Origin of the sequence: Solimonas marina (assembly GCF_012241385.1) — a bacterium.
GTDB classification, from domain to species: Bacteria; Pseudomonadota; Gammaproteobacteria; order Nevskiales; family Nevskiaceae; genus Solimonas; species Solimonas marina.
In genome coordinates this window covers 102,315-124,034 of sequence record NZ_JAAVXB010000005.1, presented here as the reverse complement: position 1 = coordinate 124,034, position 21,720 = coordinate 102,315, and the positions used below count along the sequence as shown (strand labels likewise).

Here is a 21,720-nt window from a genome sequence, read left to right as displayed (position 1 = left end):
CGCCATTATTGGCGTTGCGGCGGTCAGGGAAAACTGCGGGCATGGATTCAGGGTTACGCATCATGGTGCGGCGCGCACTCCTCGCGGTGCCGCTCCTGCTCGTCAGCGGCATGGCATCGGCACAGGCCGGCGCCATCGATCCGGGGGCCGACAGCAGCGGACCGGCCGTCGAGCGCCATGGCTACCCGCTGGGCGCCGGCTTCAATCTTGGCGGCTACAGCGCCGCCGAAGTGGCCGACTATCTCGGCGACGACCCGGCCATGACGCTGCGCAGCCTGAGCCTGCTGCTGTCGTGGCAAGGCCAGGGTCGCTGGAGCTTCTTCAGCGAGGTCGAAGGCGAGAATCTGTTCACCATCAACGCCGATCAGCTCGGCATGCGCTACGACGGCGACAGTGACCATGATCTCGATATCGGCCTGGAACGGTTCTACGTCGACTATGCCTGGTCCGACGCGCTGCAGTTTCGCATCGGCAAGTTCCTGACACCGATCGGCCGCTGGAACGTCATTCACGCCGCACCGCTGACCTGGACCACCTCGCGGCCGCTGATCACCGAAAGCACCTTTCCCACCAACGCCACCGGCGCGATGGTGCATGGCGTGCTGCCGATCGGCGAACGCACGCTCGAGTGGGCGCTGTATGCCTCTCCGGGCGAAGAACTGGCCCCGGAACACGACAGCAATCCGTTCAAGGAAGCCTACGGCCTGCGCCTGGACTTCGACGTCGGCTACGGCCTGCAGCTCGGCGCATCCGCCGTCGAGTTCGAACAAACCCACGACGCCGGCGAGCACAAGACGCTCTACGGCGTCGACTTCCTCTGGCAGTATCTCGACTACGAGCTCAGCGGCGAATGGGCATACCGCGTACGCACGCGCGGCGACGACAGCGCCGACGAGCGCGGCGCCTACATTCAGGCAGTCGCCCCCATCGTCGGCTCGCTGTTCGGCGTCGCCCGCTATGAAAGCTTCAACCCGAGCGGCAGCGATCCTGGCCTCAATCTGTATATCGGCGGCTTGGCCTGGCGCTTCCATCCGGGTTGGGTGACGAAGGTCGAATACCGCTTTGCCACCGACAACGGCGTCGACGAACCGGAAGGCTGGCTGGGCTCGATCTCGGTGCTGTTCTGATGCTGCTACGCCTCGCCTCGCGGCTGCTACCCGCGCTGCTGGCCACCCTGGTCTGCATCGCCGCACGCGCGGCCGATCCGATTGCGGTGATCGTCGCGCCGTCGGAAGCCGGTGCCCGGATCGACGCCGACGATCTGGCCCTGATCTTCCGTCGCAAGCGCCAGTACTGGCCGGACGGCACGCGCATCGAGCCGGCCAATCTCGCGGCCGACGATCCGCTGCGCCTGGCGTTTTCGCGCGCAGTCCTCGGGGCCGCGCCAGCGGCGCTGGAAAACTACTGGAACGAGCAGTATTTCCGCGGCATCCGCCCGCCTTATGTGCTCGCCTCACCGGCGGCGATGCTGCGCTTCGTCGCCGCAACCCCGGGCGCCATCGGTTACGTCCGCAGCTGCGCCGCCAGCGCCGATGTCGCGGTGATCGGCTATCTCGACGATGGCGGCCACTGGCATCGCGGACACGTGGCCGCACCGGCCTGCTGAACCCAACCCTGCAATTTCTTGCAGACAGGACTTGCAGTCCTGCAGCCGACTGCAGCGCATCGCGCGCTGTGGACTCGTGCGTTTATTTAAATATTTTCAATTATAAACAAATAGTTGTGAGATAAATGACGCAACTGGCAGCGGCTGGCATCGACGCTGCAACAGTGGAACCGAAGCGCCTCGAAGATCGGGTGCGTGAAGGAGCCCCACATGATCGCCGGCCTAGCCACCCAGATGCCCGACGCCCAAGCCGCCCCGCGGCCGGCCACGCCCCGCACGCGCGCCACCGGGACACGCCAGTACCGGCTCGTCGAGGCCGAAACACCCGAAGCACGCGCTGAACTCGAAGCCTTCATCGCCGAGCGTTATGAACACGCCTACGGCGCGCGCATTCACAGCTTCATGCCGCGCCTCTACGCCCTGGTCGGCGACGACGGTCGGCCACTGGCGGCCTTCGGCCTGCGCGACGCCGCGAGCGAACCGCTGTTTCTCGAAACCTATCTCGAACAGCCGATCGAGCAGACCATCGGCGAACGCCGCAGCGTCGCGCTGTCACGCCACGAAATCGTCGAAGTCGGCAATCTCGCCGGCCGCCATGGCGGCGCACTGCGGGTGCTCATTCTGCAATTGGGCATCCTGCTGCAGAACATGGGATACCGCTGGCTGGTCTTCACCGGCCACAAGCAACTGATCAACGGCTTCGCGCGGCTCGACGTGGAATTGGTCGAATTCGCCGCAGCACGGATTGAGTGCATCCCGCAGCCATTACGTTCCGACTGGGGACGCTACTACGACGATGGCCCGGTCGTCATCGGTGCCGACATCAGCGCCGGCCGTGCCCATCTGCTTGCACATCCCGAGCTGCTGCGCCGCGCCTTGCCGCCGACGATCTCGGGGGACGCGGCATGAACACGCTGTTCGAGGCCTTGCAGCAACACGCGCGTGAGCGTCCGCAGCAGATTGCGCTGACCGATGGCAAGCGCGAGCTGAGTTACGCCGAGCTGCTCGACGAAGTCGAAAAGCTCGCCGCGCAACTGCGCTTCCTGTATGTCGATACGCTGGCGCTGTACGCCGACAACGGCATCGGCTGGGTGATCAGCGATCTGGCGGCGATGAGCGCCGGCATTCGCTGCGTGCCGCTGCCGCGCTTTTTCAGCGATGCGCAGCTGCTCCACGCCCTGCGCGATAGCGACGCCGATGCACTGCTGGCCGACGACGAGCGCATGCTCGAACTCTGCGATTGGGACAGCGAACCGCAGGCGATCTGCGGCTGTTCGTGGAAACTGGTGCGCCGTAGCGGCAACGCATCACGGCGCCTGCCGCCACACACGCAGAAAATCACCTACACGTCCGGCACGACCGGCGATCCCAAAGGCGTCTGCCTGAGTGCCGACAGCCAGATCGCCGTGGCCCGTTCGCTGATGCAGGCCAGTGGCGCGCAGGCACAGGACCGCCACCTGTGCGTGCTGCCGCTGTCGACGCTGCTCGAAAACATCGGTGGCGTCTACGCGCCGCTGCTGGTCGGCGCCACCATCGTCGCGCTGCCGCAAGCCGAAGTCGGCATGGGCGGCGCCGCGCAACTCGACGTCCCGCGTCTGCTCGGCGCGCTGCATGCAACGCGTGCGACGACCGCGATCCTGGTGCCGCAGCTGTTGATGGCACTGGTCACCGCCGGCGAGATGGGCGCACCGCGGCCGCCGTCGCTACGCTTCATCGCGGTCGGCGGCGCGCCGGTTTCGCGACAGCTGCTCGAACGTGCGCAGCGCCTGGGCCTGCCCGTTTACGAGGGCTATGGTCTATCTGAATCGTCGTCCGTCGTCGCTCTCAACACCGCGCAGGCGCAGCGCGTCGGCAGCGTCGGCAAGCCGCTGCCGCATCTGCAGCTGCGCTTCGCCGACGACGGCGAAGTCTGGGTGCGTGGCAGCGGCTTTCTCGGCTATTGCGGCCAGACGGCGCCCGATGCGAACGACGGCTGGATCGCAACCGGCGATCTCGGCCATCTCGACGCCGACGGCTACCTCCACCTGGACGGCCGCAAGAAAAGCCAGTTCATCACCGCCTTCGGTCGCAACGTCGCGCCCGAATGGGTCGAGCGCGAGCTGACCCAGCATGCCGTGATTGCCCACGCCGCCGTGTTCGGCGAGGCACGGCCGTGGAACGTGGCGATCATCGTCGCCCGGCCTTTACCCGGCGTTGACGTTCAGGCTGCTATCACGGCGGCAGTGGCCGCCGCCAACCGCGAGCTGCCTGACTATGCGCGAATCCGGCGCTGGCTGTTCGCCGACGAACCGTTCACGGCCGCCAGCGGTCTGATCACGGCCAACGGCCGCATCCGCCGCGCCGAAGTGCTGGCGCGTTACGGCGAACGGCTGGATCACCTTTACATGGAAACTTCGACATGAGCTTTTTCGAACGTCTGCAACAGGAGACCACGAGTGATCGTCAGCGTCTCTACACAGCGCCGCTGATTCGCGCTGCGTTCGCCGGTCAGGTCAACCGCGACGACTACATCGCCTTTCTGTCACAGGCCTATCACCACGTGCGCCACACCGTGCCGCTGATGATGGCCTGCGGCGCACGCCTCGGCGCCGAGGACGAGTGGCTGCGTGAAAAGATTGCGCATTACATCGAAGAAGAGATCGGCCACCAGGAATGGATCCTCGACGACATCCGTGAAGCCGGCGGCGACGCCGAAGCCGTGCGCAACAGCCGGCCGCATCCGGAAACCGAGCTGATGGTCGCCTATGCCTACGACACCATCACGCGCGGTAATCCGGTCGGCTTCTTCGGCATGGTCTTCGTTCTCGAAAGCACCAGCATCGAGCTGGCCAGCGGCGCGGCATCGACGCTGCAAGGCGCGCTCGGACTACCGAAGCAGGCGTTCACCTATTTGACGACGCATGGCGCCGTCGACGTCAGCCACCTCGACTTCTTCCGCAAGCTCGTCGAACAGCTGCGCCGCGACGAAGACCGTGACGCCGTATTGCACGCCGCCCGCATGTTCTTCCGGCTATACGGCGACGTATTCCGCTCGATCGAACCCATGCGCAAAGCCGCCTGAACGCGCCAGATCACCTAGACCAAGATTTGATGAGCACCCTCACTACTACCCGTCCGGGCTTGCGTCAACGCCTTCCGGCGATTTCGGCGAACGTCCTGATCGTCGTCGTCGCCGCCTTCATCGTGCTGTTCGACAACAACCGCTTCTGGTCGATCGCACACGGCGCCATTGATTCCGATCTCACCGGCGTCATCCTGCAGGTCAGCACCGCACTGATCCTGATCGGCGCCTACAGCGTGTTGTTCTCGCTGCTGTCGTGGCGCCCGCTGCTGAAGCCGGTGCTGATCTTCATGCTGATCTTCAGCGCCGGATCGGCTTATTTCATCGACCAGCTGCACGTCATCATCAATCTCGACATGGTGCGCAATGTCGCGGACACCAACACGCGCGAAGCCACCGAGCTGATGACGCCGAGCATGGCGCTGTACTTCCTGCTGCGCGCCGGCCTGCCGGCCGTGCTCGTCGCGATCTGGCCGCTGCGTTACTCGACCGCACTGCGCGAACTGCGCACTCGCTTCATCGTCATGTCGCTACTGCTGGTCGCGGCGCTGGCGCTGCTCGCCAGCCAGTACAAGAACTTCTCGATCGTCGGCCGCCAAAACAAGGAACTCGGCTACTTCATCAATCCGTTCTACCCGGCCAAGTCGTTCTACAAGTACGCGGTCGAAATGATGCCGCATGCACCGCTACCGATCTCGCCGCTCGGCCGCGATGCCCTGCGTCCCGCGCCCGCGCCGGGCCAGCACCCGCAAGTCGTGGTCTTGATGCTCGGAGAGACCGCGCGCGCCGCCAACTTCGGACTCGACGGCTATGCGCGCCAGACCACACCGGAACTGGCCGCCACCCCCGGCCTGATCAATTTCCGCGACACCGCCTCGTGCGGCACGGCGACAGCGATCTCCGTGCCCTGCATGTTCTCATTGCTCGGCAAGCAACACTGGAGCTCGGAGCCCAAGGCACAGTACCTCAACGTCATCGACGTCCTTGCCAACACCGGCGTCAAAGTACATTGGCGCGACAATGACGGCGGCTGCAAGGGAGTCTGCGGCAGCGCCGAAACCGTCGACGTGACCAAGAACGGCCCCGCCAGTCTTTGCGATGATCTCGGCTGCCACGACGACGTGCTGGTGCAGGACCTGCCGGCGCTGCTCGATAACGTGAAAGGCGACACCTTGATCGTGCTGCACCTGATGGGCAGCCATGGCCCTGAATACGATCATCGCTACCCGCCGGCATTCCGCCATTTCACACCGGCGTGCCGTAGTGCGCAGGTACAGGATTGCCCGCGCGACGAAATCGTCAACGCCTACGACAACACCATCCTCTACACCGATCACGTGCTCGGCGAGGTACTCGGCTTGCTGCAACAGCGCAGCGCCAGTCTCGACACCGCGATGATCTACCTGTCCGATCACGGCGAATCGCTCGGCGAGAACGGCGTCTACCTGCATGGCCTGCCGTATGCGCTGGCCCCGGCGGAGCAGACCCATGTGCCGTTCGTGGCATGGCTGAGCCCGACGCTCGAACAGCGCCAGAAACTGCAGCCGGCCTGCCTGCAGAAGATCGGCGATGCGCCACGTTCGCACGACAACCTCGCGCCGATGCTGCTCGGCCTGTTCGGCGTCGACAGCAAGGCGTACCAAGCCGACCTCGACCCGCTGTCGAGCTGCCGAGGTTGAGCCCGATGCGCCCCGTCACCACAACGCAAGCACCGATGCTTCGCCTGTCTGCCAGGAGCAGCTCATGAAACTGAACGCCCGTACGGTATTGCTGACCGGCGCCAGCGGTGGCATCGGCCAGGCGCTGGCGCGCGAGTTCGCGCAACGCGGCGCACACCTGCTGCTGAGCGCACGCAACGTCGACAAACTCGCCACGCTCGGCAATGAACTGCGTGCGCTGGGCATCGATGTCAGCGTACTCAGCGCCGATCTTTCGAGCGCCGACGGCGCCGAGCGTCTGGCTCATGCCGCACTGTCCGGCGGCACACCGGATCTGGTCGTGCACTGCGCCGGCAGCATGAGCTTCGGCTGCCTGGAGACCATTCCGACCGAAGAAATCACACAGTTGTGGCAAACCAACGTCATTGCGCCAAGCCTGCTGACACGCGCGCTGTTGCCAGCGCTGCGCAAGCAGGGACATGGCCGGCTGGTCTTTGTCGGCTCGATCTTCGGCTCGCTGGCATTTCCGATGTATGCGACGTACTCGGCGACCAAGTTCGCGTTGCGCGGCTTCGCCGAAGCTTTGCGCCGGGAACTTGACGGCAGCGGCATCGGCGTCACCTATGTCGCGCCGCGCTACACACGAACGCCGATGAACGACGGCGCGCCGGCACGCATCGCGCAGGCTTTGTCGATGCAGCAGGACGAGCCGGCAATGGTCGCGCGGCGCATTGCCGACGCCATCGAGCGCGACCGCCGCGATCTGTTCTTTGGCTTTGGCGAGCGCATTTTCGTCAAGCTCAATGCCTGGTTCCCTTGGCTCGTCGACCGCGGTCTGCGCGCGCAGACCCGCCGCATGCGCGAACTCGAACCGGCAACCGCCGGACTCCCGCAGTAAGACCCAGAGGTTCGACCCAATGAAACGCATACTGCTCCTGGCATTGCCGGGCACCTTGCTGCTGCTCTGCGGCAGCGCCAATGCCGCATCGCTGGATGACGCTCTGGCGTCCGTGCAACACGACTGGGCGCATGCCTACTACGCCGCACCGAAGGACCAGAAGGAAGCGGCGTTCAACAAATTGATGGGCGAATCCGACGCCATGCTGCAGGCGTATCCGGACCGTGCCGAGGCCTTGACCTGGCACGCCATCGTGCTGTCGAGTGCCGCCAAGTTCAGCGGCGGCCTCAACGCACTACACGAAGTCAAGCAAGCGCGTGAGGACCTCGAAAAGGCAATGCAGCTCGACCCGAGGGCGTTGAACGGCTCGATCTACACCTCGCTCGGCAGCCTCTACGCGAACGTGCCGGGCTGGCCGCTCGCCTACGGCGACAAGAAAAAGGCCGAGGCATATCTGCAACAGGCACTGGCCATCAATCCGGACGGCATCGATCCGAATTTCTTTTACGGCCAGTTGCTCGCCGACCGCGGCGACAAGGCCGGCGCCCGCGAGTACTACGAGAAGGCGCTCGCCGCACCGGCGCGCCCGGGACGTCAGGACGCCGATGCTGGACGTCGCCAGGAGATCCAGATTGCGCTGAGCAAGCTGGGTGGCAGCGATCACTGATCCGCGCGCAGCGGAACACAGCGCCATCTGATCATCACGATCGCGCGGCAGACTCGGCGGTTCGGGCAAGGTCTTGAAGGGGGAACGATGCCGCTTTCACAAGCTTCGACTGCACGTGGCCGCGACCGCAACGGCAATGGCAATGGCAACCCGCCGCGTTGCGGCTTTCTGTTCAATCACGAGCAGCTGCATCAGCTGGCACACAGCGCCCCGATTGCATTCGAGCTGATCCGTCGCGCCGCGCAGATGAACGTCACGCTGTTGGCGACGAGCAAGGGACAGCTGCAGGTGTTGCGCCGGTTCGCGACGCAAAGCGGCATCACCAAGGTCGATATCCGCCAGCTGAATCTGCCGGTCTGGCTGCGCGGCATCGCCAAGGCCCTCGACAAGTTCGTGCCGTTCACGCGCGTGGCGATGCTGCTGTCGAATCTCGCGACGTTCCGCACGCTCGACGTATTGGTCGTACCGGAAAAGACCAGCCTGATGCTGCGCTCGATCGGCGGGCTACACGCCTTGCGCATCGTGCATACACGCCATGGCGCCGGCGATCGCGAGGTCGGTTTCAATCGCGCCAGTTCGAAGTTCGACATGGTGCTGGTGTCCGGCCCCAAGATCGTCGACCGCCTGCAGCGGCGCGGCCTGGTGCAGCCGGACGGTTACGCCATCGTCGGCTATCCGAAGTTCGACCTGCACGGCAAGGCACCGCGGCGTCACTTCTTCAACAACGACCGGCCGACCGTGCTGTACAACCCGCATTGCTCACCGCGCCTGTCGTCGTGGTATCGCGACGGACTTGCGGTGCTCGAAGCCTTCTATCACTCGAACAAGTACAACCTGATCTTTGCGCCGCACGTGATGCTGTTCCGCAAGGACGTGCAGATCTCGCTCGACCGCCTGCGCATCGACCGCCCCGGCCTGATCCCGGAGCGCTATCGCAACTGCCCGCATATCCTGATCGATACCGGCAGCGAAAGCTGCTGCGACATGACCTACACCCTGGCCGCGGACTGCTATCTCGGCGACGTCAGCAGTCAGGTCTACGAATTTTTGCTGCACCCGCGACCATGCCTGTTCCTCGACAGCCACGGCACTGAGAGCTGGCGCGGCGACGTCAACTATCAGCACTGGTACGCCGGCCATGTCACCCAGCGCGTCGGCGACATGGAGGCGCAGATCGACCGGGCCTTCGCCGATCACGCGCGTTACCTGCCGGTGCAGCAGGAGCTGTTTCGTTACAGCTTCGACCTCACGGATCGTCCCTCGGCCGCGCGCGCAGCCGACGCAATCGAGCACTTCGTCGCGCAGCTCGGCGCGGTCAATCCTGACGACGACATCCGCGTCGCCTACTGAGCGCGCTGCGCGACCAGCGCCTCGGCGCGGCTCAATACCGCGTCGCCGGCACGACGAAATGCCGCCGCGCCGAAGCGCTCGAGCAGGCGCTCGCGGCCGTATCGCCCCATCTGCGCCGCGGCCTGCGGATTGGCCGCCAGCGCGGCGATTGCGGTCGCCGTCGCATCGACGTCATCGATCGGAACCAGCCAGCCGCTGCGCCCCGGTTCGACGCTGTACTGCAGCTCGCCGACCGCCGTGCAGATCACCGGCAGCCCGGCCTGCATGGCTTCGTGCGCGGCGATGCACATGCCTTCGTGATGGGAAGTCTGAATGTAGCCATCCAGGCCGGCCAGAAACGCTTCGGTATCGTCGACGAAGCCGACAAAGTTCACACGGCCTTCAAGGCCGCGCGCGCGAACCTGTGCCGTCAATCGCTGGAATTCCTCGCCGCTGCCGCCGACCACGAACTCGACCCGCGCCGCCAGCGCCGGCGCGCGCGCACTGAACGCCGCGACTGCCTCGATGAGCTGGTCGTAGCGCTTGTTCGGATGCAGCCGGCCAAGGCTGCCGATGCGCAGCGACGTGCCGGCCGTCCAGGTTCGTGCCTGCTTGGCATCGTCACGTGCGCGGAAGATCGGCCAGCGCATCACGCGCGACGGCTCGAGCCCCAGCGTGCGGACACTGAAATCGACCACGCTTTGCGAGTCGGCGACCCAGAAATCGGTCAATGATCGCGTCAGCTGCAACAGGCGCCGATTGCCTGGCCTCAGAAACGCATTGTGCTGCCAGCTGACGACCGGAATGCGCTGCGTCGCGCCCATCACCTGCCCGTAGACGGTCGCGCCGGTCAGCGAGGTCCAGATCAGATCGGGCCGGTCGCGATCGAGCTCGGCATGCAAGGCGCGCGCAGCCCCGAACCAGTCCCGGTCGCGCCGCCCCAGCACCTGCCATTCGATGCCGGCCCGGTCCAGCCACGCGCACGACCGCCGATCCTGCGGCTGCAAGGCCAGGACCCGAACCTGATGGCCGCGGCCGCGCATGTGCGCGACCAGATCCGGAATCGGAAACGCCGCGCCACCGCCGTTGAGGCCGTTGATCAGATAGTGGATCTGCATGCCGTCGCGAGTATGCCTGCGCAGCTCATCGTCTAGCGCGGACTCCATCGACGCAACTCGGCGCCGGCCGCTGCCGGAACGACAACGTCAGCACGACGATCACCAGCAACAGCACGGCCGACGCCGCATAGCGGCTTAGCGCCAGCCCACCGGCGTCGATCGGCTTGTCGAGAAAATCGCCGACCACCGCTCCGAGCGGACGGGTCAACACGAACGCAGCCCAGAACAGCACGGTACGCGAGACCTGCGACCAGCGCTGCAGTGCGGCGAGCCCCAATAGCAGGCTACCGAACAGCAGCGCGGCGCTGCCGTAGCCCAGGCCCGGTGCATCGGCAACCCAATCGCCCCATGCGGTGCCGAGCGTTTGCGAGCACATGATCGTCACCCAGTAGAACGCCTCGGCGCGTGGCGTGACGACGCTGTCGACGGCAACCGAGCCCAGCGTCCGGCGCCAGGCCCACAGCGAAACCAGCAACAACGACAGCAGCAAGGTCGAACCACCGGCATAGCCGATCCCCAGCGAACGATCGGCAAAGTCGGCGAGCGTCGTGCCAACCGTGGTTGTCGCGATGATCGTCGTCCAGTACGGCAGCGGATGAAAGCGGTGCATGCGGATCTGCACCGTCACCGCCAGCACGAAGATCACCGCGAAGATCAGCGTGCCGACGAGGTAGCCGAGCTGCATCGACATCGACACCGCGTCGCCGCCGGTCTCGCCGAGCGTCGTCGCGGCGATCTTGATGATCCAGAACAGCAGCGTGATTTCCGGCACCTTGCTCGGGCGCGCATGACCGCCGTCCTGCAGCGCCCTGGGTTCGACCGCCCGCGCGGGGGCGATCCGTTCGGTCGAATCCGACATCGTGTTTCGTTCGGGTCTTGCCTACATGGCCGCCCACTGTGCCGGTCGCTACGTCAATCGCACGTGCCCGGCGTACAGCCCCAACGAAAAAACCCCGGACCGAAGTCCGGGGTCTGGCGATACGGGCGCGAACCGCCGCTGCCGGTTCAGAACGGAATGTCGTCGTCCTCGAACGGCGCGTCCATGTCGGCAGCCGGGGCGGCGGCCGGCGCGCTGCGCGGCGGCGCACGTGACGGCTGCGGCGCGCCGTAGCCACCGCGCTCCTCACCCATCGGCGCGGCACCGCCGGCACGACCATCGAGCATTTGCATTTCCTGCGCGCGGATCTCGGTGGTGTAGCGCTCCTTGCCTTCCTTGTCGGTCCACTTGCGCGTGCGCAGGGAACCTTCGACGTAGACCTTGGAGCCTTTCTTCAGGTACTTGCCGGCGATCTCGCCGAGCTTGCCGGGGAACACGACGTTGTGCCACTCGGTCGCTTCCTTGGCTTCACCGGTCTGGCGGTCCTTCCAGCCCTCGGTGGTGGCGATCGTCGCGTTGGCGATCGCGTCGCCGCTCGGGAAGTAGCGAACCTCGGGATCCTTGCCGAGATTGCCGATCAGGATGACTTTGTTGACGCCACGGGCCATGGTGCCTCCGAAAAATGCGGGAATGAAGAAGGCCGCCGGATCGGCGACCCCGGCCACGCCATGATGGCGCATGCGGCCGGATCGGATGCGGAATTAGAGCACAAAACCCGCCGCCGGGCCGACGGCGGCGGGCCGCCCCGCGAGGCTCAGGTGCTCGATTCCGGCGGCTGCGGCGCGTGCGCGGCCGGCGGCGCCAGCGTGAACGCAAACGTCAGCCAGACCAGCGGCAGCAGGCCGGCGGCGGCGAACGCACCACCGATGCCCCAGTGCGCCAGCGCGAAGCTGCCGATGGTGCTGCCGGCGAAGCCGCCGAGGAACTGGCTGGTGGCGTAGACGCCAAGCGCCGCGCCCTTCTGGTCGGGCGGCGCGCGACGCGAAATCATCGACGGCAACGAGCCTTCCAGGTAGTTGAATCCGATGAAGAAGATCAGCAGTGCCAGGCACAGGCCGGCCGCGTGTGCATGAACCTCGGACGCGGTCAGCAGGGCGATACAGATCAGCATGATGGAGCCCAGCAGCGCCGCCTTGACGCGGCCCTTGGCCTCGATGCGGCGGATCATCGGGAACACCGGGATGATCGACAGCAGCAGCACCGGCAGATAGACCTCCCACTGCCGCGCGTTCGGCAAGCCCAGGGTCTGCTCGATGGCCTGCGGCGCGGCGATGAACAGGGTCGTCATCATCGCGTGCAACAGAAAGATGCCGCCGTCCAGGCGCAGCAGCTGCGAGTCGGCCAGCGCCCGGCGCAGGCCGCCCGGCACCGATGGCTGCCGCGGCGCATTGGGCGCCAGGAAGACGATACCGAAGGCCGCGGCGATCGCCAGCACACCGGTCAGGTCGAAGATGCCCGGCACGCCGATGATGCCGCTCAGCACCGGCCCCAGCACCAGCGCGATGATGAACGACATGCCCATGCCGGCGCCCATCACCGCCATCGCGGTGGTGCGCACCTGCGGCCGGGTCACGTCGGCCAGCAGGGCCGAAACGGCCCCGGAGATCGCGCCGGCGCCCTGCAGCGCACGGCCGGCGATGATCCAGTGAATGTCTTCGGAGTGGCCGGCGACGAAGCTGCCGGCGGCGAACAGCACCAGGCCGAAGAGAATCACCGGCTTGCGGCCGATGCGGTCGGACAGCATGCCGAACGGAATCTGCAAACAGGCCTGGACCAGGCCGTAGACGCCGATCGCCAGACCGATCTGCATCTGGCTGGCACCACCGGGGAGGTCACGCGAGTAGAGTTCGAGGACCGGCAGGATCATGAACATGCCGAGCATGCGCAGGGCCTGCAGGAGCGAGAGCGCGGAGGTGGCGCGCCATTCGTGTGCGTTCATTTCGTAACGTGCTTGGCGAAGGCTGAGAAGTCGTGCAGAAAGACCGATCAGCGACTCAGAGGTTCCCCCGCACGCTTCGCCTTTGAATGAGCACGGGCCGGACCCATATAGTACGCCGTTCCCTGCCTTTTTCATCCCGAGCGTCCACATGGACACGATCCGCATCCGCGGCGCCCGCACGCACAATCTCAAGAACGTCTCGCTGGATCTGCCGCGCGACAAACTGACCGTCATCACCGGCCTGTCCGGCTCCGGCAAGTCCTCGCTGGCATTCGACACGCTGTATGCCGAGGGCCAGCGACGCTACGTCGAATCGCTGTCGGCGTACGCGCGCCAGTTCCTCGGGCAGATGGACAAGCCCGACGTCGACGCCATCGAAGGCCTGTCGCCGGCGATCTCGATCGAGCAGAAGTCGACCTCGCACAACCCGCGTTCGACGGTCGGCACCGTCACCGAAATCTACGACTACCTGCGCCTGCTCTACGCCCGCGTCGGCACCGCGCGCTGCCCGGACCACGGCGTCGCGCTGGAAGCGCAGTCGGTGTCGCAGATGGTCGATCTGGTGCTCGCCAAGCCGGCCGAGTCGGCCTGGCTGCTGCTGGCGCCGGTGGTGCGCGGCCGCAAGGGCGAGCACCTGGAGTGGTTCGAGCAGGCGCGTGCGCAAGGCTTCGTGCGCGTGCGCGTCGACGGCCGCGTCTACGAGCTCGACGAGGTGCCCAAGCTCAACCGCAAGCTCAAGCACGACATCGAAATCGTCGTCGACCGCTTCAAGGTCCGGCCCGACCTGAAGCAGCGCCTGGCCGAGTCGTTCGAGACCGCGCTGCGCCTGTCGGAAGGCATCGTCTACATCGCGCCGTACAACCACGACGGCGAGGAAGTCACGCTGTCGTCGAAGATGTCGTGCCCGCACTGCGGTTATGCGATCGAGGAACTGGAACCGCGCCTGTTCTCGTTCAACGCACCGCACGGCGCCTGCCCGAAGTGCGACGGTCTCGGCCAGTTGCAGGTGTTCGACGCCGAGCGTGTCGTCGTCGCACCGGAGCTGTCGCTGGCAGCCGGCGCGATCCGCTCCTGGGACAAGCGCAATCCGTACTACTGGCACTTCATCACGTCGCTGGCCAAGCACTACGGCTTCGATCCGGAAAAGCCGTTCAACAAACTCGCCGTCAAGGCGCGCAACGTGCTGCTCTACGGCAGCGGCGACGAGCGCATCGAGTTCCGCTATCCGGACGAGCGTGGCCGCATCCAGACGCGTTCGCACAAGTTCGAGGGCATCATCCCGAATCTCGAACGCCGCTACCGCGAAACCGAATCGGACGCGGTGCGCGAGGAACTGTCGAAATACCTCAGCGACAAGCCCTGCCCGGAATGCGAGGGTCAGCGCCTCAACCGCTCGGCGCGCAACGTCTTCGTCGCCGACCGCAACCTGCCGTCGATCAGCGAAATGTCGGTGCGCGACGCCGAGGGCTTCTTCGCCAAGATGAAGCTGCCGGGCCACAAGCAGGGCATCGCCGACAAGATCGTCAAGGAAATCGGCGCGCGCCTCGGCTTTCTCAACAACGTCGGGCTCGACTATCTGACGCTGAGCCGCAGCGCCGAGACGCTGTCCGGCGGCGAAGCGCAGCGCATCCGCCTCGCGTCGCAAATCGGCGCCGGCCTGGTCGGCGTCATGTACGTGCTCGACGAGCCGAGCATCGGCCTGCATCAGCGCGACAATGAACGTCTGCTGCAGACCCTGTTCCGCCTGCGCGATCTCGGCAACACGGTGATCGTCGTCGAGCATGACGAAGACGCGATTCGCCACGCCGACCACGTCATCGACATCGGCCCCGGCGCCGGCGTGCACGGCGGTCAGGTGATCGCCGAGGGCACGCCCAAGCAGGTCGAGAAAAACAAGGCATCGGTGACCGGCCGCTATCTATCCGGCGCCGAGTCGATCGCCGTGCCGGCGACGCGCACACCGCGCCAGCCGAAAAAGCACATCACCATCCGCAATGCGCGCGGCAACAACCTGAAGAACGTCGACGCGGAGATTCCGCTGGGTCTGATCACCTGCGTGACCGGCGTCTCCGGCTCGGGCAAGTCGACGCTGATCAACGACACGCTGTACGCCTATGCCGCGCGGCAGTTGAACAATGCGTCGACGCAGCACGCGCTGTGCGACGGTATCGACGGTCTCGATCAGCTCGACAAGGTCATCGACATCGACCAGTCGCCGATCGGCCGCACACCGCGCAGCAATCCGGCCACCTATACGCAGTTGTTCACGCCGATCCGCGAGCTGTTCGCCGGCGTACCCGAATCGCGCGCGCGCGGCTACGGTCCGGGCCGCTTCAGCTTCAACGTCAAGGGCGGCCGCTGCGAGACCTGCGAAGGCGACGGCGTCATCAAGGTCGAGATGCACTTCCTGCCGGACGTCTACGTGGTCTGCGACACCTGCCGCGGGCGCCGCTACAACCGCGAGACGCTGGAGATCAAGTACAAGGGCAAGACCATCGACGAAGTGCTGGCGATGACCGTCGAAGAAGCGCTCGAATTCTTCAAGCCGGTGCCGGCGCTGCGCAAGAAACTCGAAACGCTGATGGACGTCGGCCTGTCGTACATCACGCTCGGCCAGAACGCGACGACGCTGTCGGGCGGCGAGGCGCAGCGCGTCAAGCTCGCCAAGGAACTGTCGAAGCGCGATACCGGACAGACGCTCTACATCCTCGACGAACCGACCACCGGCCTGCACTTCCACGACGTCGCGCAGTTGCTCAAGGTGCTCGAACGCCTGCGCGATCATGGCAACACCGTGGTGATCATCGAGCACAACCTCGACGTCATCAAACGCGCCGACTGGCTGGTCGACCTGGGGCCGGAAGGCGGCTCCGGCGGCGGCGAGATCATTGCGTCGGGCACGCCGGAGACGGTGGCGAAAACCGCGCGCTCGCACACCGGTCGCTTCCTCAAGCCGATGCTCAAGCCGATGCTCAAGCGCTGACACGAAGCTGCGGATGCGCAGCGAGCCTGCGCATCCGCAATGGCGCGCCGCCAGCGCGGCGATACCCACTTGCGTGGCCATCGGCCTATGCTGTCTCGCCGTGCAGCAGGAGCCATCGATGTCGCCGATTCGCCTCGCCGATTTTCACTCGGTCGTGTTCTTTATCGGCGCCGGCATGTCGGCCGAATCCGGCGTGCCGACCTATCGCGGCGCGGGCGGCATCTGGGGGCAGTACCGCTACGAGGAATACGCTTGCCAGCGTGCCTTCGACCGCGATCCCGTCAAGGTGCTCGACTTCCACGAACTGCGCCGCGGCATGGTGCTGGAATGCGCGCCGCATGCCGGTCATGCAGCGCTTGCCGCATTGCAGGCCGCGCACCCGCGCGTCCACGTCGTCACACAGAACATCGACGGCATGCTGCAGCGCGCCGGCGTCCAGGTCGCCGCCGAACTGCACGGCTCTCTGTGGCGACTGCGCTGCGCACAGCATGGCGTGCGCGAGGATCTGGCTGCCGCAGCGTACCAAAGCCGCCATTGCGAGCAATGCGGCGCCACGCTACGACCGGACATCACCTGGTTCGAGGACATGGTTGACGAGACCGTCTTTGCACGCGCCGGCGAACTGATCGCGACCAGCGCGCTGTTCGTCTCGGTCGGCACTTCCGCCGTCGTCTACCCCGCCGCCAGCTTCATCCCGCTCGCCCAGCGCGCCGGTGCCTACATGATCGAGGTCAACCCGGAAGCGACCGACGCCTCACGCCTGTTCGAACGCTGCATCACCGAGCCCGCGAGCACCGCGATCGGCGCGCACTTCGTCTGAGTCCGGCAACGGCGGAACCGCAGATACGCGCAAAGCAACAGCGGTTTAACCACAGATTTCACAGATTCCACAGATATTGAATTGGGGGTCGCGGCTGGCGCCACTCCTACAACCCGACCTTCGTCGTAGGCGTGGCGTCAGCCGCGACAAAAGACCGGAAGGAGCCCAACCGGGTGGGCGACAACTCAATGCGTCTCAATCTGTGGAATCTGTGAAATCTGTGGTTCCGCTTTGCGCTTTTCACCGCACGCTCAGCCCTCGATCAGCACGCCCGGCGCGAGCACGTCGAGCATCGTGCGCAGGCCGGGGCCGATGAATTTGTTGCGGTGGCGGACCAGCCACAGCGTGCGATGCAGATCGAGGAACGGTGTTTTCAGCGCGACCAGTTCGCCGCGCGCGACGGCGTCGGCGACGACGAACTGTGACAGGCAGGCGACGCCGGCGCCCGTGGCCGCGGCGCGCAGCACGGCCTGCGGATGGCCGAGTTCGAGCGCGATACGCGGTGTGAAGCCGGCGGCGTGCGCCGCGCGGCCGAAGATCTCGCGGCCACCGGAACCGGCTTCACGTGTGATCCAGCGCGCAGCGGCGAGATGCGCAACCGTCAGCCGCCGTCGCGCCAGCGGGTGATCGGGCGCAACGACAATCAGCATCTCGTCGTCACGCCAGCGATGCGTCAGCAAATCGGGATGACGAATCAAGCCTTCGACGAAGCCAGCGTCGGCGCGAAACGCGGCGACCTCGTCGATCACCTGCAGCGTGTTGTGGATCTGCAATTCGACACGCGCCTCCGGCTCGCGCAGCAAGTGCGCGCCCAGCAGTTCCGGCAGCAGGTAGGCACCGATGGTCAGCGACGCCGCCAGGCGCACGCGCGGCGGCGGCATCGCATGGCGACCGCGCAGGCTGGCCTCGGCGATCTCGGCGCGTTCCAGCAGCTCGGCGGCGTACGGGCGCAGTTGCTCGCCACGCTCGTTGATCTGTAGGCGCCGACCGATGCGGTCGAACAACGCGCCGTCGAGCGCGGCCTCCAGCTCGGCCAGCGCCTGGCTGGCCGCCGACTGCGACAGGCTGACATCCTGAGCGGCGGCCGTGACGCTACCAAGCCGGCAGATCGCGTCGAACACTTCGAGCTGGCGCAGGCTCAAACGCATATATAAGAAAAACCGATTTATTTAAGACGAAAAATACGCTTTTCCGATTTCATGGGCAATCCTACGCTGGCCGCAAGCCTGCATTCCAAGGACTTGCCCCATGAGCACACTGACCGCCACGCAGCCGACGCTGCCGGGTCGCGTCGCCGGCCTCTTGCCCGGCCTCGCCATCGTCACCGGCATCGCCGTCACGGCGATGGCGCTCGACCGCATTCCGGGCATCGGCTCGTCCGGCATCGGCGTGCTGACCGTCGCCATCGCGCTCGGCATGCTGGTCTCGCAATTCGCCTCGGCCCGTATTCACGACCGCGCCGCGCCCGGCGCGGCGTTCTCGCAGCGCACGCTGCTGCGCACCGGCGTCGCGCTCTACGGACTGCGTCTGACACTGCACGACATTGCCGCCGCCGGCCTGCACGGCATCGCGGTGGACGTGATCATGATCAGCGCCGTGCTCGGCACCGCCTGGTTCGTCGGCACGCGCCTGCTCAAACTCGATCGCGACACCGCGCTCTTGGTCGGCATGGGCAGCGCGGTCTGCGGCGCCGCCGCAGTGATGGCCACCGAACCCGTATTGCGCGCGCCGCCTTACAAGGTCGCGATCGCCGTGGCGACCGTCACCGTGTTCGGTTCGTGTGCAGTGTTCCTCTACCCGGCGCTGTTCCCGCTGCTGGGCCTGGACCCGCAGCAATACGGCATGTTCGTCGGCTCGACCGTGCACGAAGTCGCACAGGTGGTGGCCGCCGGCAAGGCGGTCAGCGCATCGGCGGGCGACGAGGCGGTGATCGTCAAACTGCTGCGCGTCGCGATGCTGGCGCCGATCCTGATCATCATCGGCCGCCTGGTCGCCCGCACCGACAAGGACGAAACTCCGGGGAAGTCGTCGGCGCCCATCGTGCCGGGCTTCGTCATCGCCTTTGCCGGCTTGGTGCTGCTGCATTCGCTGGGCTGGCTGCCGGCCGCGGCGCATGCCGCCTTGCTGCAGCTCGACGGCGTGCTACTGGCGCTGGCGATGGCGGCGCTCGGCTGGTCGGCGCGAATCAGCATGATGAAGGCCGCCGGACCACGGCCGCTGGTGCTCGGCGCGGTGCTGTTCGGCGTGCTGACGATCGGCGGCTACGCCCTCAACTGCGCGCTGAACCTGCTGCCGTTCTGAGCCACAGACCTCAGTGATGAAAAAGGCCCGCGATGCTTGCGGGCCTTTTGATTGCCGAGTTCAGCCCGGACCACCGTGCGAGTCATGCGAGTCGTGCTGGTCATGCCCGCCGCCACCACCGCCCGGCTGCTGTTGCTGGCCACCACCACCGCCGCCCGGACCACCGCCGCCGCCACCGCGTCCACCATAGGCGCCCGGCGGCGGACAACCGGCCAGCGTCGTACACAGCCCGACGACGGCGGCCAGCAAGAACAGTTTTGCTTTCATCGATCGCTCCTGATTGCAGTTTGACGACATCAGGCCGATTGTCCGGCAAGCACCGGCGCTCGTGGGCGCCTCGAAACACATCCGTACATTCCTGACCGCCAGCCGTACGGATGCTGCCGCCGCCTACGTGTGGTCCGCCGGCACCGCCGTCTCCAGCCAGTCCGCCAGTCGCGTTTCCAGCCAATACGTGAGCCGGCCGCGCTGCCCTTCGGCGATGAAGCCGACGTGGCCACCGCGGCGCGTCAGTTCCAGCGTCACCGATGGCGCCAGTTCGCTGGCCCGCGGCACGATGTCTCGCGCCAGGAACGGGTCGTCCCTGGCGTTGATGACCAGCATCGGCCGCGCCACGGTCTTCAAGAACGCACCGCAAGCACAGCGCGCGTAGTAGTCGCGCGCATCGCGAAAACCATGCATCGGCGCCGTATACGCGTCGTCGAATTCGATGAAGCTGCGCGCCCGTTGCATCGCCGCCAGATCGACACCTGGCGGCGCCTTGAGCGGCGGGTACTTGCGTCCGACCATGCGCTTGAGATCAATCAGCAACCGCCGCTGGTACAGGCGCGCAAAGCCGGTGTCGAGCTTCTGCGCGCAGGGTTCGAGCAGGAACGGCGCGGACGCCGCAGCCGCGGCTTCGACCGGCGAGGCGGCGGCGTCCTCGCCCATGGCCTTGATGACGATGTTGGCACCGAGCGACCAGCCGACGATGGCCAGTCGCGCATTCGGGTCGCGATCGTGCAGCACCTTGAGCAGAAAGCGCAGATCGCCGGTATCGCCGTGATGGTAGTTGCGCGGCAAGCGATTGGGCTGTGCACCGCCGCCGCGCAGTTCCAGCGCGGCGACGCGCCAGCCGCGCGCGATCAGCAAACCGGCGAGGCCGCGCAGGTATTTCGACGTGAAGCCGCCGGTCAGGCCGTGCACCAGCACCGCGACACGCTGCCCCGGATGCGGCGCGCCGGCCCAGCCAATGCGGACGAAGTCCCCGTCCGGCAGTTCCAGCGTTTCGACGTCGAAGTCGAGCGGCGGTGACGGCCGCAACAGGGTGGGCACGATGGTCTGCGCGTGCGGGCCGCGCAGCCAGCGGTGCGGGCGGAACTCACTGTCGATGATGCGGCCGTGGGCCGGAGCGTGCGATGCGTCCATGACGGATATGTAGCATGCCGCAATGACGGCAGCGTAGCCGTCGCTGTGCTTGAATTCACACATGACCAGCTTCGCGCCATCCGCACAACGCCTCGCCGAATGGTGGCAAGGGCCGCTGCGCCGCGGCGTGGTTGGCGTGATTTCCGGTCCGCAAGGCCCGACGCTCGACTACGACCATCCGCTGGGCGACACCGGCCTGTTCGGCCCGGACAGCGTCACCTGGCGTATTCATAGCGATTTCCCCGGCATGATCAGCGGCGGGATCTGCGCGCTGATGCTGCAAACGCTGCAGCCGCGCGCGCTGGCCGGCGTCTGGGATCACTCCAACTTTCGCCAGGACCTGCTCGGGCGCCTGCGCCGCACCACGGCGTTCGTCGCCGGCACCAGCTTCGCGCCCACCGACGTCGCCGAAACGCTGATCGAACACGTCCGCCGCATCCACCTGCGCGTGCAGGGCACGACCGAAGACGGCACGCCCTATCGAGCCGACGATCCGGATTTGCTGACCTGGGTCCACGTCACCGAAATGGCGAGCTTTCTCGCCGGCTACGAGCGCTACCACCGCGCCGATCTCAAGCGTGCCTGGCGTGATCGCTACTTTCGCGAAACAGCGCGCATCGCCGAAGCACTGGGCGCGCGCCGCGTGCCGAAGTCGGCGCGGCAGATCGACGACTACTTCGCGCGCATGCAACCAACGCTGGTTTACTCAACGCGCTCGCGCGAAGTCCTGCGCGTGCTCGAAGGCGTGGACCTGCAACTGCCCGGCAGCACCTTGCTGCGGGGCGTGATGCTCGGCGCCGGCGCCGCATTGCTGCCGGACTGGGCCTGCGCCCTGATGCAGCGCGGACGCCTGCGGCGTCAACGCGACCGCGCCGCCGCACGCACGCTGCGTCTGGCGGCACCGGCGCTGCGTACCGCGCTGGCCAACGGCATCGCCGCGCGCTCATGCCGGCGCGTGGGCCTCGAGCCGGCGGCGCTCGCACGCTTCCCGAACGAACGCCGCTGAGACGCGCGGTCCGGATAGAAGCGGATATAAAAAAGGCGCGGGCGGCACCG

At 66.3% G+C, this 21,720-nt stretch carries 20 protein-coding genes; 13 read left to right on the top strand and 7 right to left on the bottom strand.

Annotated features, from left to right (window positions below; translation table 11 throughout):
- Positions 1–41: 41 nt before the first annotated feature.
- The 9 genes from G7Y82_RS10885 (at position 42) to G7Y82_RS10845 (ending at position 9,240) form a co-directional block, all read left to right on the top strand.
- On the top strand, positions 42–1,127 hold the full coding sequence (locus tag G7Y82_RS10885; protein ID WP_168148108.1) for a putative porin: 1,086 nt from the start codon (positions 42–44) through the stop codon (positions 1,125–1,127).
- Positions 1,127–1,606 (top strand): type 2 periplasmic-binding domain-containing protein, encoded by a 480-nt coding sequence (locus G7Y82_RS10880; protein ID WP_168148107.1) that lies wholly within the window; start codon positions 1,127–1,129, stop codon positions 1,604–1,606. The genes G7Y82_RS10885 and G7Y82_RS10880 overlap by 1 nt, the downstream gene beginning before the upstream one ends.
- Positions 1,607–1,816: 210 nt before the next feature.
- Positions 1,817–2,515, top strand: coding sequence for a thermostable hemolysin (locus G7Y82_RS10875; RefSeq protein WP_240954237.1), 699 nt, complete (start codon positions 1,817–1,819; stop codon positions 2,513–2,515).
- Positions 2,512–4,008, top strand: a complete 1,497-nt coding sequence (locus G7Y82_RS10870; protein WP_168148105.1) for an AMP-binding protein — start codon at positions 2,512–2,514, stop codon at positions 4,006–4,008. The genes G7Y82_RS10875 and G7Y82_RS10870 overlap by 4 nt, the downstream gene beginning before the upstream one ends.
- Positions 4,005–4,667 (top strand): iron-containing redox enzyme family protein, encoded by a 663-nt coding sequence (locus tag G7Y82_RS10865; RefSeq protein WP_168148103.1) that lies wholly within the window; start codon positions 4,005–4,007, stop codon positions 4,665–4,667. Before G7Y82_RS10870 ends, G7Y82_RS10865 begins: the two co-directional genes overlap by 4 nt.
- A gap of 29 nt (positions 4,668–4,696) precedes the next feature.
- A complete protein-coding gene (locus G7Y82_RS10860; protein WP_168148101.1) occupies positions 4,697–6,346 on the top strand; it encodes a phosphoethanolamine transferase in 1,650 nt (549 codons plus the stop codon).
- 64 nt (positions 6,347–6,410) lie between these two features.
- Positions 6,411–7,223, top strand: coding sequence for an SDR family oxidoreductase (locus G7Y82_RS10855; RefSeq protein WP_168148099.1), 813 nt, complete (start codon positions 6,411–6,413; stop codon positions 7,221–7,223).
- 19 nt (positions 7,224–7,242) lie between these two features.
- A complete protein-coding gene (locus G7Y82_RS10850; protein ID WP_168148097.1) occupies positions 7,243–7,890 on the top strand; it encodes a tetratricopeptide repeat protein in 648 nt (215 codons plus the stop codon).
- An 87-nt stretch (positions 7,891–7,977) separates the two neighbouring features.
- Positions 7,978–9,240 (top strand): CDP-glycerol glycerophosphotransferase family protein, encoded by a 1,263-nt coding sequence (locus tag G7Y82_RS10845; RefSeq protein WP_206370565.1) that lies wholly within the window; start codon positions 7,978–7,980, stop codon positions 9,238–9,240.
- Here the strand turns inward: G7Y82_RS10845 and G7Y82_RS10840 are convergent.
- From G7Y82_RS10840 to G7Y82_RS10825, 4 genes are all read right to left on the bottom strand, one after another.
- Complete coding sequence (locus tag G7Y82_RS10840) at positions 9,234–10,385, bottom strand: glycosyltransferase (RefSeq protein WP_168148095.1); 1,152 nt, start codon at positions 10,383–10,385, stop codon at positions 9,234–9,236. The two genes, G7Y82_RS10845 and G7Y82_RS10840, sit on opposite strands and share 7 nt — an antisense overlap.
- Positions 10,363–11,196 carry a COG4705 family protein gene (locus G7Y82_RS10835; RefSeq protein WP_168148093.1) on the bottom strand — a complete coding sequence of 278 codons (834 nt, stop codon included), beginning with the start codon at positions 11,194–11,196 and terminating at the stop codon, positions 10,363–10,365. The genes G7Y82_RS10840 and G7Y82_RS10835 overlap by 23 nt, the downstream gene beginning before the upstream one ends.
- A gap of 146 nt (positions 11,197–11,342) precedes the next feature.
- Positions 11,343–11,822 carry a single-stranded DNA-binding protein gene (gene ssb, locus G7Y82_RS10830; RefSeq protein WP_168148291.1) on the bottom strand — a complete coding sequence of 160 codons (480 nt, stop codon included), beginning with the start codon at positions 11,820–11,822 and terminating at the stop codon, positions 11,343–11,345.
- Between the two features lie 146 nt (positions 11,823–11,968).
- On the bottom strand, positions 11,969–13,153 hold the full coding sequence (locus G7Y82_RS10825) for an MFS transporter (protein ID WP_168148091.1): 1,185 nt from the start codon (positions 13,151–13,153) through the stop codon (positions 11,969–11,971).
- A gap of 148 nt (positions 13,154–13,301) precedes the next feature.
- On the opposite strand from G7Y82_RS10825, the gene uvrA reads away from it, so the two are divergent.
- Positions 13,302–16,136, top strand: a complete 2,835-nt coding sequence (gene uvrA / locus G7Y82_RS10820) for an excinuclease ABC subunit UvrA (RefSeq protein ID WP_168148089.1) — start codon at positions 13,302–13,304, stop codon at positions 16,134–16,136.
- Positions 16,137–16,254: 118 nt separating this feature from the next.
- Entirely contained in the window at positions 16,255–16,956 is a 702-nt protein-coding gene (locus G7Y82_RS10815) for an SIR2 family NAD-dependent protein deacylase (RefSeq protein WP_168148087.1), read from the top strand.
- Positions 16,957–17,207: 251 nt separating this feature from the next.
- Here the strand turns inward: G7Y82_RS10815 and G7Y82_RS10810 are convergent, their stop codons facing one another.
- On the bottom strand, positions 17,208–18,104 hold the full coding sequence (locus G7Y82_RS10810; protein WP_168148086.1) for a LysR substrate-binding domain-containing protein: 897 nt from the start codon (positions 18,102–18,104) through the stop codon (positions 17,208–17,210).
- Between the two features lie 100 nt (positions 18,105–18,204).
- Here G7Y82_RS10810 and G7Y82_RS10805 point away from each other — a divergent pair, with 100 nt between their 5' ends.
- Positions 18,205–19,257 carry a YeiH family protein gene (locus G7Y82_RS10805; protein ID WP_168148084.1) on the top strand — a complete coding sequence of 351 codons (1,053 nt, stop codon included), beginning with the start codon at positions 18,205–18,207 and terminating at the stop codon, positions 19,255–19,257.
- Positions 19,258–19,317: 60 nt separating this feature from the next.
- Here G7Y82_RS10805 and G7Y82_RS10800 read toward each other — a convergent pair whose 3' ends face one another.
- Entirely contained in the window at positions 19,318–19,524 is a 207-nt protein-coding gene (locus tag G7Y82_RS10800) for a hypothetical protein (protein ID WP_168148082.1), read from the bottom strand.
- A gap of 123 nt (positions 19,525–19,647) precedes the next feature.
- Complete coding sequence (locus G7Y82_RS10795) at positions 19,648–20,664, bottom strand: hydrolase (protein ID WP_168148081.1); 1,017 nt, start codon at positions 20,662–20,664, stop codon at positions 19,648–19,650.
- Positions 20,665–20,725: 61 nt separating this feature from the next.
- On the opposite strand from G7Y82_RS10795, the gene G7Y82_RS10790 reads away from it, so the two are divergent.
- A complete protein-coding gene (locus G7Y82_RS10790) occupies positions 20,726–21,670 on the top strand; it encodes an oxygenase MpaB family protein (RefSeq protein WP_168148080.1) in 945 nt (314 codons plus the stop codon).
- Positions 21,671–21,720: the final 50 nt, after the last annotated feature.